Source organism: Rathayibacter sp. AY1F4, from assembly GCF_002931775.1.
Classification (GTDB): Bacteria; Actinomycetota; Actinomycetes; order Actinomycetales; family Microbacteriaceae; genus Rathayibacter.
On the sequence record NZ_PSVE01000012.1, the window covers coordinates 1 to 10,647 of the forward strand.

Below are 10,647 nucleotides of genomic sequence, written 5' to 3' on the forward strand. Positions count from 1 at the left end.
CGCTCTGGGGCGCCGCGGACGACGACGCGCCGAACGAGCGCACCATCGACGTCCACGTCCGCCGCCTCCGGCGCCCGACGCACCCGCCCGCTGCCCGCCGGAGTCCGCAACGAACTGCACCGATCCCCTGACCCCCCAGACCCGAGGATCGACCTCTGCTCTCGTTCGTCGCCGACGCGGCCCGGGCCCGATCATCCAGCCCCGCGGGCGCGCCCCGCCCCGACCCGCCTTCGACCACGCAGCGGGCCGTCGAGCAGCCCTTTCCGGGGGAGGGGCGGTGCGCGCACATCTCCGGAGGCCGAGAGGACGTTCCGCCCTCCAGGCGAACGCGGGAAACGCGTGTCAGCGTTTCCCGCTAGCCGGTCGCGACCCGCTCTCCGAATCGCGACCACCGGTGAAGCCGACCGCGGTAAGGAGAGCGCAAGCGCTCTCCTGACAATTCAGAACAGATCCGGCGACGGCGTCGACGCGTAGCGGATGGCGACGTCGGCGTGGCGGTCGAAGCGGTAGCCGACTCCGCGGACGGTGCGCACGATCTCCTCGTAGCGGCCGAGCTTGGCGCGGAGGCGGCGGACGTGGACGTCGATGGTGCGCTCGTTCGGCGCGTCGTCGTCCGCGGCGCCCCAGAGCGAGGCGATGAGCTCGGCGCGCTCGATGGTGCGGCCCTCGCGGAGCACGAGGTACTGGAGGAGCTCGAACTCCTTGTAGGTGAGGGGGGTGGTCTCCTCGTCGAGGATGACGCGCTTGCGGGAGATGTCGATGACGACGCCGCCGGGTGCACGGTCGGGGTCGGGCTCGGCGTCGGAGCGGCGCTTGGCGACGGCGGCCGGGTCCTGCAGCGCGAGGCGGACCACGTCCACGTCGCGGCCGCCGGCGCCCTGCGGGGCGAGGGCGACGGAGGCGTACGTCTCGGCGTCGGGGGCGAGCTGCGCCGTGACGCGCTTCAGCTCCTCGACCAGGCGGCCGAGGTCGACTCCGGCGGCGCGGGCCTTGGCCTCATCGATGCCGACGTAGAGGGCGAAGCCGCGGGCCTCGGTGCCCTGGGGGACGGCGCGGAGGCGGGGCGCTGCGGGCGCGGCGTCGGCGACCGGCTGGAGGCGGGGCGCCTCGGTGGAGGTGGCGGCGGTGACGGGGCGGGTGTGGAGGAGGGTCATGACGAGTCCTTGGCTGGTCGGATCCGGGACGAGTGTCCGAGGGAGCGGATCCGGGTGTGCGCGGTCGAGCCGGCCCGCGGTGCGCGGTGGCGGCAGAGACGGATGCGGGGCATCCAGGGGATCGTCCGCGCCTCGGACGCTCAGCCGATCGTGACGATCAGCGGGCGGAGGCGGTGCGGGGATCCGGCGAGGTCAGTTCCTCATGCACACATTCGACAGCACATGACGGGGCCACCGGCCATCATCATGCCGGCATTCCCGATGGCCTCGAGGGAGGTCGGGGCGTGCAGGGTGTCAGTCATGTCCGTCAGTAAAGCGGAGGCCGGTGCGGTGCGTCAACACTTCCGTGGGGATGGACGGCGCGTCGCGGGTGGTTCCGGTGCTCGGGAGGAGGCGCGAGCCGTGTCGGGGTTCTCGATGCGCCCGCTGAGCGGGCTGCTCGATCAGCAGGACGGGCGGTGCCGGACGGCCGCGGCGGGGGTCGTCGAGACCCTCGCTGCGCCGGCCGACCGGCACGGCTCAGCGGGGCTCCCTGTTCCGGGGCGCGACGCGGGGCCCGCTCGTCCGGGGGTCGGCGGGCTCAGCCCGCGAGGCCGTAGAGGCGGTCGCCCGCGTCGCCGAGGCCGGGGACGATGTAGCCGAGCTCGTTGAGCCTCTCGTCGAGGGAGCCGAGGACGATGGTCACGTCGCGGTCGCCGAAGGCCTTCTCGACGGCGGCCAGGCCCTCGGGGGCGGCGAGCAGGCAGACGGCGGTGACGTCGACCGCTCCCCGGTCGAAGAGGAACTGGATGGCCGCGACGAGCGAGCCCCCGGTCGCGAGCATCGGGTCGAGGACGAAGCACTGGCGGTTCGACAGGTCGTCGGGCAGGCGCTCCGCGTACGTGGTCGGCTCGAGCGTCTCCTCGTTGCGCGCCATGCCCAGGAAGCCGACCTCGGCGGTCGGGATGAGCTTGACCATGCCCTCGAGCATCCCGAGGCCGGCCCGGAGGATCGGGACGACCAGCGGCTGCGGGTCGCTGAGCGCGAGGCCGGTGGTCTGCGTCACGGGGGTCTCGATGGTGACGGTGCGGGTGCGGACGCCGCGGGTGGCCTCGTAGGCGAGGAGCGTCATCAGCTCCTCGGCGAGCTGCCGGAAGGTGGGGGAGGGGGTGCGCTTGTCACGCAGCACGGTGAGCTTGTGGGTGATCAGCGGGTGGTCGGCTACGTGGACGCGCATAAGCTCAATCTACTGGCCGGAGCGGCGCCCCACCGGCCGCAGCGGGCCGCCGCAGGAGGGGGAGCGATGCGCGACAGCGATCTCCGCGTCCCCCGCCGCTCCGAGGAGTGGATGGGCCTGGCGCTCGACGAGGCGCGGCGGGCCGCGGGCTGGGGCGACGTCCCCGTGGGCGCGGTGGTCCTCGACTCGGCGGGTGCGGTGCTCGGGCTCGGGCGCAACGAGCGCGAGCTGCGGCGGGATCCGACGGCGCACGCCGAGGTGGTCGCGATCCGCGCGGCGGCCGAGGCCCGCGGCGACTGGCATCTCGAGGGCTGCACGCTGGTGGTCACCCTCGAGCCGTGCGTGCTCTGCGCCGGAGCGATCCTGGCGGCGCGGATCGACCGCGTCGTCTTCGGCGCGTGGGACGAGAAGGCGGGCGCCTCCGGATCCGTGCACGACCTCCTCCGCGACCGCCGGCACAACCACGTGGTCGAGGTGTACCCCGGGGTCCGCGCCGCAGAGAGCTCGCGACTCCTGCTCGACTTCTTCGCCGACCGCCGCTGACGCCGACTGCCGCTGACGCCGACCGGCGCTGACGCCGACCGGCGCCGAACCCCTCAGCTCGGAGCGCCCAGCCACTCCGTCAGCGCGAGCCGCGTCGCCGCGTGCATCCGCTCGAAGCGCTCCGCCGCGACGTCGCCGGCGAGCGCGGCGGCGTCGTAGCCCGCCGCTCCTGCCCACTCCCCGTCGCCCTCGAGCCACTGCGCGGCCATCGTGCCGGTCAGCTCGGGGTGGAACTGCACGCCGAGGAGCCAGTCCTCCACGGCGAACGCCTGCACCTCGCCCGCCGGCGACGACGCCAGCAGCGCCGCTCCGCTCGGCAGCGCGAAGGTGTCGCCGTGCCACTGCATCACGTCGACGCCGGCCAGGTGCCGGAGCGGGGAGCCGGCGCCCTCCTCCGTGAGCACGACCGGGCGGAAGCCGACCTCGCGGGCCGATCCGGGATGGACGGACTCGCCCAGGGCGGCCGCGATCAGCTGCGCTCCGAAGCAGACGCCGAGCGTGGGACGGCGGTGGTGCATCCGGTCCTGCAGGAGCGCGATCTCGGGGCTGATGAAGGGGTGCCGCGAGGTCTCGTAGACGCCGGCGCTGGAGCCGAGCGTGACGACGAGGTCGGGGGCGAGGATGTCGATCGCGTCGAGGTCCGTCCCTGCGACGGCGTCGACGGCGAACCCCCGCTCGGTCAGCATCGGCTCGAGCGCGCCGAGCCCGGCACCGCGCTCGTTGACGATCGCCAGGGCCCGGCGCATCTCAGGCGCTCCCGTGCGGCGCGGCCGGCGGCGAGGCGGCGGGCGGAGCGACCGTCCCTTCCGCCTCCGTCACGGCCGGACGGGCCGCCGCCGATCCTGCGCGTCCACGGTCGACGTCGGGCTCGAGGTAGATCGTGGTGGCGGCGGGAACGGCCTCGCGGATCCGCCTCTCCGCCGCGTCGATCCCCGCGGCCACGTGCTCGAGGGTCTCGGCGGCCGGGAAGGCGAGCTTCGCGGCCACGAGGATCTCGTCCGGTCCGAGGTAGAGGGTGCGCATGTGGATGACGCGCTCGACGTCGCGCCCGGCCTCGAGCGCGGCGCGGATCGAGGCGGCGTCGGCGGGGGTCGCCCCCTCGCCGACCAGCAGGCTCTTCGTCTCGACGCCCAGCACGATCGCCACGACGATCAGCAGGGTGCCGATCATGATCGTTCCGATCGCGTCGTAGACCGAGTCGCCGGTGATCACGGTCAGCCCCACTCCGAGCAGCGCGAACGTCAGGCCGGTGAGCGCGGCGACGTCCTCGAGGAGCACGACCGGCAGCTCCGGCGCCTTCGCCCGGCGGATGAACTGGAACCACGACTGCGAGCCGCGGACCCGGTTCGACTCCTTCACTCCGGTGCGCAGCGAGTAACCCTCGAGGCAGATCGAGATCACGAGGACCAGGATCGGCAGCCAGGCGTTCTCGAGCTCGTGCGGCTCGGCGATCTTCTCGATGCCCTCGTAGAGCGAGAAGACGCCGCCAACGGAGAACAGGATGATCGACACCACGAAGGCGTAGACGTAGCGCTCGCGCCCGTAGCCGAACGGGTGCTCCTCGTCGGCGGCCTTCCGCGACTTGCGGCCGCCGAGCAGCAGGAGCAGCTGATTGCCGGAATCGGCGAGCGAGTGCACGCCCTCGGCGAGCATGGAGGCGGATCCGGAGAAGAACCAGGCGACGAACTTCGTCAGGGCGATGCCGAGGTTGGCCGCGAGCGCCGCGATGATCGCGGTGCCGCCTCCGGATGCGCTCACGTGGTCTCCTCGGGCTCGCCGCTGGATGGTCGGGCCATCCTACGAGGCCCCGGGCCGCCCCGGTCCCCCTTGCCGCGGGCTCTTCGTAGGATGAGCGGCGTGACCGATGCGCCCGTCCTGCTCCCGTCCATCGCCGTCCTCGGCCTCGGCTCGATGGGGGGCGCGATCCTCCAGGGCCTGCTGGCTCCCGGCGTCCGCGTCGAGGGGGGCGTGCGGGTGACCAACCGCGACTCCGCGAAGGCCGCCGCGTGGGACGGCCACCCGGTGGTCACCGCCTTCGCCACCGCGGACGACCCGGAGGCCAACCGGCGCGCGGTCGAGGGCGCGGCGATCGTGCTCGTGGCCGTCAAGCCGCACATGGTGCCGGACCTTCTCGACGAGATCGCCGATTCGCTCGCCCCGGGCGCGGTCGTCGTCTCCGTCGCCGCCGGCGTGACCGCGTCCACGTTCGAGCGGCACCTGCCGGCGTCCGTCGCCGTGCTCCGCTCGATGCCGAACACTCCCGCGGTCGTGGGCCGCGCCGTCACCGGCCTCAGCGCGGGCACGCGGTCCGGCGACGAGGACCTGGCGCTCGTGCGCCGCCTGTTCGAGACGGTCGGCGAGGTGGTCGAGGTGCCGGAGTCGCAGCTCGACGCGCTCTCGACGATCTCCGGCTCGGGGCCCGCCTACGTGTTCCTGCTGATCGAGGAGCTCATCGCGGCCGCTGTCGCGAAGGGCTTCACTCCGGAGCAGGCGTCGACGATGGTGGTCGGCACGTTCCGCGGCGCGGCCGAGCTGCTCGCGGAGTCCGGCGAGGAGCCCGCGGAGCTGCGCCGGCGGGTCACGAGCCCGAAGGGCACCACCGAGCGGGCCGTCGCGGTCCTGCAGGAGGCCGACCTCGCCGCCCTCTTCACGCGGGCGACCGACGCCGCGCTGGCCCGCGCCCGCGAGCTCGCCGCCTCCTGACTCCGCCCTCCTCTCCGCGAGATGCCGCTCGGGTACGCGACACCCCGGAGCGGGCGTACCGGAGCGGCATCCCGCAGAGGAGGAGGAGGGAGGGGGCGCGGGTCAGGAGCCGAGGGCCGCGAAGCGCTCGATGTCGCTGGGGGTGCCGCTGACCACGATGAGGTCGTGGTTCGAGACGACGGTCTGCTCGGTCGCGTAGGTGAAGGGCTTGCCCGGGCTCTTGACGCCGACGACGGTCACGCGGTGCTTGCGGCGCACGCCCGACTCCGTGAGCGTCAGCCCGCGGATCGGCTTGGGCGGGTACATCTTCGCGAGCACGAAGTCGTCGTCGAACTCGATGAAGTCGAGCATGCGGCCCGAGACCAGGTGCGCGACGCGCTCGCCCGCCTCCGCCTCGGGGTAGATCACGTGGTTCGCGCCGATCCGCTCGAGGATCTTGCCGTGCGAGCGCGAGATCGCCTTCGCCCAGATCTGCGGGATCTTGAGGTCGACGAGGTTCGCGGTGATCAGCACGGACGCCTCGATGGAGGAGCCGACCGCGACGACGGCGACCTGGAAGTCCTGCGCGCCGATCTGCGCGAGGGCGTCGAGCGAGCGGGCGTCGGCCTGCACCGCGTGGGTGACCCGCTCCGACCACTTCTGCACGAGACCGGCGTCGGCGTCGATGGCGAGGACCTCGCGGTCGAGGCGGTCGAGCTGGCCGGCCGTGGCGGCTCCGAAGCGCCCGAGGCCGATCACCAGCACCGGGGCGTCGTACCTGATGCGGTCAACCAACGATGGGCCTCTCTTCCGGTCGTCTGAACAACTGCCTCCGCTGGCTCGCGGCGAGCGCGGCGGCGAGAGTCACGGTACCAACGCGGCCCATGAACATCGTCAGCGCCAGGATGTAGACCCCGGACGGCGGCAGCTCCGCGGTGAGCCCCGTCGAGAGCCCGGAGGTCGCGAAGGCCGAGATCACGTCGAAGAGCACGTGGTCGAGCGAGGCCTTGGTGATGTGCAGGATCAGGACGCTCGACACGGCGACCGTCGTCGCGCCCCACAGCACGACCGAGACGGCCAGGCGCAGGACGTCGTTCGGGATCCGGCGGCCGAACGCCTCCATGTCGTTGTTGCCGCGGGCCTCGGCGAAGGCGGCCAGGAACAGGATCGCGAGGGTCGTGACCTTGATCCCGCCGGCCGTGGAGGCCGATCCTCCGCCGATGAACATCAGCATGTCCGTCACGAGCAGGCTCGAGCCGTTGAGGTCGGGGATCGAGATCGTCGAGAAGCCGCCCGACCGCGTCATCGTCGAGAGGAAGAAGGACTGGAAGACGGTGTCTCCCGCATCGAGGCTGCCGAAGGTCCTCGGATTGTCGAACTCGAGCACGATGTAGAGGACTGCCCCGGCGACGAGCAGGATCACGGAGGTGACCAGCGTCAGCTTCACGTGCACCGACCACTTGCGCGGGCGCCGCCAGCCGCGGGAGAAGGCGTAGATGACGGGGAAGCCGATCGAGCCGAGGAAGACGCCGAGCATCAGGATGCCGAGGAACCAGTAGTCGTCCTCGAACGGGGTGAGGCCCGCGGCGTTCGGGGCGAAGCCGGTGTTCGTGAACGCCATCGCGGAGTAGTAGAAGGAGTGCCAGACGGCCTCGCCGATCGGGATCCCGTCGATCAGCATCCGCGGGAACAGCAGGAGCGCGACGATGATCTCGATCGCGGCGGCGCTGATCGCGACGGTGGCGAGCAGTCCGCCGATCTCGCCCAGGCGCACGGCCTGGCCCTCGGCGACGGGGCCGGAGTGGATCCGCAGCGGGTTCGAGTCGCTGGCGACCATGAGCTTCGCCCGGAGCCCGAGGCGGCGCGAGATCGCCAGGCCCATGATCGAGGCGAGAGTCAGCACTCCCAGAGCGCCGATGTTCACGCCGACGAAGATGATCGAGTGGCCGAACGCCGACCAGTGCGTCGCCATGTCGACCGTCGCGAGGCCGGTCACGCAGATCACCGACATCGCGGTGAAGAAGGCGTCGTGCAGCGGAGTGACGGTGCCCGTGGTGCTCGACACCGGCAGCGAGAACAGCAGGGTGAAGACGAGCACGAGCGCCGAGAAGATGAGGATCGCGAAGCGGGACGGCGAGCGTCCGGCGAAGTCGTCGATGAGGTCGCGGGCCCGCTCGAACCCCGACCAGGGGGAGACGGGCGAGACGCCCACGGGGCTGCGGAACTGCTGCCGAACCACCACGGCGGATCCTCCACTCGATCGCGGCCATGCTACCCGCTCGGTGCCGGGCCCCCGGGGCGCTGACTAGCCTGGGCGCATGGCTGACATCTTCGGGGTGATCGCGGACGGGACCCGCCGGGACATCCTCGCCCTGCTGCTCGAGCAGCGGCGGGACGGCTCGGCCGAGGGCATGAGCGTGTCGCGGATCGTGGCGCGCCTCGAGCTGAGCCAGCCGACCGTCTCCAAGCACCTCAAGGTGCTGCGCGAGACCGGCCTCGTCACGGTGCGCGAGAGCGGACAGCACCGCTTCTACGCGCTCGAGTACGCGCCGCTGGCGGAGGTCGAGGACTGGCTGCTGCCCTTCCTCGCCGAGGACGAGGCGGCCGGCGCCCTGCTCGACGCTCCGACCGCGGCCCGGGCGGAGTCGCTGGGCCGGGCGCTCGCCGAGCGCACCCACCAGGTCAGCACCGTGGTGCAGGACATCCAGCGGGGCGTCAGCGAGGGAGCGACGAAGGTGGCGGAGGCGCTGCGCATCCGCAAGTGAGGGGCGCCGAGGAGCCGGAAACGGTGGAGCCCCGGGTCGTGTAAGCTCGCGGGAGCCAGTTTTTCGTAAGCGGCCGCCCGTCGGGCGGTCGACCCCCTGAACGTTGTGAGGTCTTCGTGGGTTCTGTCATCAAGAAGCGTCGCAAGCGTATGGCGAAGAAGAAGCACCGCAAGCTGCTTCGCAAGACTCGCCACCAGCGTCGCAACAAGAAGTAGGCTCGCGCCTCTTCCCACTCGAGCGTCCGCCCTTCCGGGGTCGGGCGCTCGTCTGCGTTCGGGAGATGATCCCGGCGGCGCTCGCCGTCTCGGCGCCCGTCGCCGGGGCCGCCGTACACTGACCGCATGGTGGACGTGGAGCTGACGCTCGTGGGCAAGCCGGGCTGTCATCTCTGCGACGACGCGCGGACCGTGGTCGAGCAGGTGGTCGCCGATCTGGGCGGCGAGGTGTCGGTCGCCGTCTCGGAGGTGTCGATCCTCGACGATCCCGAGCTGCACGAGCGCTTCGTCGAGGAGATCCCGGTGGTGCTGATCGACGGGCGCGTGCACACCTTCTGGCGGGTCGATCCCGCGCGGCTCCGGCGGGCCCTCCTCGATCGCGGGTGAGCTTCGACCGGGCCGTCCGGACGGAAGCACGACCGCGACGTCCCTCTGACGGGGGACAGGGCGGCTCGCGATAGCTCGCCTCTCGCCCTTACCCTCGTGAGGGGGGAGTGCGCTCCTCCGTGCGCGGACGCAGATCGTCGCCCGTGGAGGAAGGAACCGCCATGCCGTCATCCCGCCGACTCGCCCTGCCCGCCGCCGCTCTCGCGGCGCTCGTGCTCGGCCTGGCCCTCCCCGGAGCGGCCGTCGCGGCACCCTCCGCCTCGACGGTCTCGACCACGGTCGAGCAGCCGGCCGCGACGACCATCCCCGGGGTGCCGGAGGATCCCGAGCAGCCGGGCGACGGCGGCTCCGACCCCGTTCCCGGCGTCCCCGAGGAGCCCTCCGTTCCCGGAGTGCCCGAGGAGCCGGCAGAACCCGAGCAGCCCGCGCCCGTCGACCCCGCGCCCGTGGACCCCGCGCCGGTCGATCCGGCACCGGTCGACCCCGCGCCCCAGCAGCCGAGCCAGCCCTCCACCGGCGGTGGATCGACCGGCGGCGGCTCGACCGGCGGCGGCCAGCAGGGCGGCTCCGGCGGCGGTCAGCCCTCCACCGGCGGCGGATCGTCCTCCGGCGGCTCCGGCTCCGGCGGCGGCACCACCTCCGGCACCACCACCTCCGGCACCGCCGGCTCCTCCGGTGCGGGCGCCGTCACTCCGGCGGCGTCGGCCCCCGGACGCACCGAGCTCGGCACCTCGACCGAGGGCGCGAAGCCGGCGGCCGGTGCGGCGACCGCGGACGTCTTCCTCACCCGCGAGCTCGCCGTCCAGCCGGAGGCGCTCACCGTCGAGCTCGCCCGGTTCTACGGCGTCGGCTTCTCGTACACCGGCTTCGCGAGCGATGAGGCGGTCTCGGCGGTCCTCCGCGACCCGAACGGCACCAAGACCCCGCTGACCCTCGAGGCGGGGAGCGGCACCGCGACCGTGCCGACCGCGCTGATCACCAAGTCGGGCGCCTTCACGGTCGACCTCACGGGCGACCAGGGCTCCGCCGCCAAGGTCGTCTTCCGGCTCGCGCCCTCCACCGGCAACGGCCTCCTGCTCGAGCCGCGCGAGCTCGGCGACGGCAGCACCGAGGCGCCCCGCGGCGCCGTCTGGGGCTTCGACGCCGACGAGGAGGTCGCCGTGGGCGCCTTCGAGACCTCCGGAGCCCGCGCCGACCTGGCCGCCGGCGACGTCGCCGTGCAGTCCGACTCCATCGGCTGGGCCGAGCTGGCGCTGGGCGACGCGGTCGTCGCCGACCCCGACCCCTCCGTCTACTGCGTCGTCGCCTTCGGTCGCGAGTCGCACCGCACGGCAGCCGTGACCGTCTCCTACCGCGACAGCGACACCACGGCCGCACCGTGGGAGGCGCAGCAGGTCTGCGGCACCGCGATCAGCGCCGCGCGCACCGCCTTCCTCAGCACGGCCGCCTCGGCGGGACCGGCCGGCATCACGCCGACCACCGCGCTGATGATCGGCGGCGGTGCGGTCGCCGCGTCGCTCGTCGCCTGCGCGGCCGTCCTGGTCGTGATGCGCCGCCGGCGCATGAACACGGACCTCTTCATCGGCGGACCGCTGCCGCGCACGCAGAGCGACTGACGCGTCCCGAGGACGAGGGAAGGCCCGCGGGACGCGATCCCGCGGGCCTTCCCTCGTCCTCTCCCGGCG

At 73.0% G+C, this 10,647-nt stretch carries 12 protein-coding genes; 6 read left to right on the top strand and 6 right to left on the bottom strand.

What is annotated here, in order from left to right; genetic code table 11:
- Nucleotides 1-440: 440 nt before the first annotated feature.
- Complete coding sequence (locus tag C5C59_RS09025; RefSeq protein WP_104239095.1) at nucleotides 441-1,154, bottom strand: winged helix-turn-helix domain-containing protein; 714 nt, start codon at nucleotides 1,152-1,154, stop codon at nucleotides 441-443.
- Nucleotides 1,155-1,734: 580 nt separating this feature from the next.
- A complete protein-coding gene (upp, locus tag C5C59_RS09030) occupies nucleotides 1,735-2,370 on the bottom strand; it encodes a uracil phosphoribosyltransferase (RefSeq protein WP_104239094.1) in 636 nt (211 codons plus the stop codon).
- Nucleotides 2,371-2,436: 66 nt separating this feature from the next.
- On the opposite strand from upp, the gene C5C59_RS09035 reads away from it, so the two are divergent.
- Nucleotides 2,437-2,913 carry a nucleoside deaminase gene (locus C5C59_RS09035; RefSeq protein WP_258062677.1) on the top strand — a complete coding sequence of 159 codons (477 nt, stop codon included), beginning with the start codon at nucleotides 2,437-2,439 and terminating at the stop codon, nucleotides 2,911-2,913.
- 53 nt (nucleotides 2,914-2,966) lie between these two features.
- Here C5C59_RS09035 and C5C59_RS09040 read toward each other — a convergent pair whose 3' ends face one another.
- Complete coding sequence (locus C5C59_RS09040; protein WP_104239093.1) at nucleotides 2,967-3,659, bottom strand: gamma-glutamyl-gamma-aminobutyrate hydrolase family protein; 693 nt, start codon at nucleotides 3,657-3,659, stop codon at nucleotides 2,967-2,969.
- A 1-nt stretch (nucleotide 3,660) separates the two neighbouring features.
- A complete protein-coding gene (locus C5C59_RS09045) occupies nucleotides 3,661-4,671 on the bottom strand; it encodes a cation diffusion facilitator family transporter (protein WP_104239092.1) in 1,011 nt (336 codons plus the stop codon).
- Between the two features lie 90 nt (nucleotides 4,672-4,761).
- Here C5C59_RS09045 and proC point away from each other — a divergent pair, with 90 nt between their 5' ends.
- Nucleotides 4,762-5,616, top strand: coding sequence for a pyrroline-5-carboxylate reductase (gene proC, locus C5C59_RS09050; RefSeq protein WP_104239091.1), 855 nt, complete (start codon nucleotides 4,762-4,764; stop codon nucleotides 5,614-5,616).
- 102 nt (nucleotides 5,617-5,718) lie between these two features.
- Here the strand turns inward: proC and C5C59_RS09055 are convergent, their stop codons facing one another.
- Complete coding sequence (locus C5C59_RS09055; protein ID WP_068255410.1) at nucleotides 5,719-6,390, bottom strand: TrkA family potassium uptake protein; 672 nt, start codon at nucleotides 6,388-6,390, stop codon at nucleotides 5,719-5,721.
- A complete protein-coding gene (locus tag C5C59_RS09060) occupies nucleotides 6,383-7,753 on the bottom strand; it encodes a TrkH family potassium uptake protein (RefSeq protein WP_258060566.1) in 1,371 nt (456 codons plus the stop codon). The genes C5C59_RS09055 and C5C59_RS09060 overlap by 8 nt, the downstream gene beginning before the upstream one ends.
- A gap of 160 nt (nucleotides 7,754-7,913) precedes the next feature.
- Here C5C59_RS09060 and C5C59_RS09065 point away from each other — a divergent pair, with 160 nt between their 5' ends.
- The 4 genes from C5C59_RS09065 (at nucleotide 7,914) to C5C59_RS09080 (ending at nucleotide 10,578) form a co-directional block, all read left to right on the top strand.
- Nucleotides 7,914-8,360 carry a helix-turn-helix transcriptional regulator gene (locus C5C59_RS09065; protein WP_104224854.1) on the top strand — a complete coding sequence of 149 codons (447 nt, stop codon included), beginning with the start codon at nucleotides 7,914-7,916 and terminating at the stop codon, nucleotides 8,358-8,360.
- Between the two features lie 116 nt (nucleotides 8,361-8,476).
- Nucleotides 8,477-8,575, top strand: coding sequence for a 30S ribosomal protein bS22 (locus C5C59_RS09070; RefSeq protein WP_003792170.1), 99 nt, complete (start codon nucleotides 8,477-8,479; stop codon nucleotides 8,573-8,575).
- Between the two features lie 126 nt (nucleotides 8,576-8,701).
- The gene (locus C5C59_RS09075) at nucleotides 8,702-8,962 is read left to right on the top strand and encodes a glutaredoxin family protein (RefSeq protein ID WP_104239090.1); all 261 of its coding nucleotides are present in this window, start codon (nucleotides 8,702-8,704) and stop codon (nucleotides 8,960-8,962) included.
- Between the two features lie 161 nt (nucleotides 8,963-9,123).
- Nucleotides 9,124-10,578, top strand: a complete 1,455-nt coding sequence (locus C5C59_RS09080) for a hypothetical protein (RefSeq protein ID WP_104239089.1) — start codon at nucleotides 9,124-9,126, stop codon at nucleotides 10,576-10,578.
- Nucleotides 10,579-10,647: the final 69 nt, after the last annotated feature.

Excerpts from the sequence above, each read along its gene's own strand:
- C5C59_RS09040 (WP_104239093.1), bottom strand. The coding sequence starts at position 3,659 with ATGCGCCGGGCCCTGGCGATCGTCAACGAGCGCGGTGCCGGGCTCGGC.
- C5C59_RS09075 (WP_104239090.1), top strand. The coding sequence starts at position 8,702 with ATGGTGGACGTGGAGCTGACGCTCGTGGGCAAGCCGGGCTGTCATCTC.
- C5C59_RS09035 (WP_258062677.1), top strand. The coding sequence starts at position 2,437 with ATGCGCGACAGCGATCTCCGCGTCCCCCGCCGCTCCGAGGAGTGGATG.
- C5C59_RS09025 (WP_104239095.1), bottom strand. The coding sequence starts at position 1,154 with ATGACCCTCCTCCACACCCGCCCCGTCACCGCCGCCACCTCCACCGAG.
- C5C59_RS09080 (WP_104239089.1), top strand. The coding sequence starts at position 9,124 with ATGCCGTCATCCCGCCGACTCGCCCTGCCCGCCGCCGCTCTCGCGGCG.
- upp (WP_104239094.1), bottom strand. The coding sequence starts at position 2,370 with ATGCGCGTCCACGTAGCCGACCACCCGCTGATCACCCACAAGCTCACC.
- C5C59_RS09065 (WP_104224854.1), top strand. The coding sequence starts at position 7,914 with ATGGCTGACATCTTCGGGGTGATCGCGGACGGGACCCGCCGGGACATC.
- proC (WP_104239091.1), top strand. The coding sequence starts at position 4,762 with ATGAGCGGCGTGACCGATGCGCCCGTCCTGCTCCCGTCCATCGCCGTC.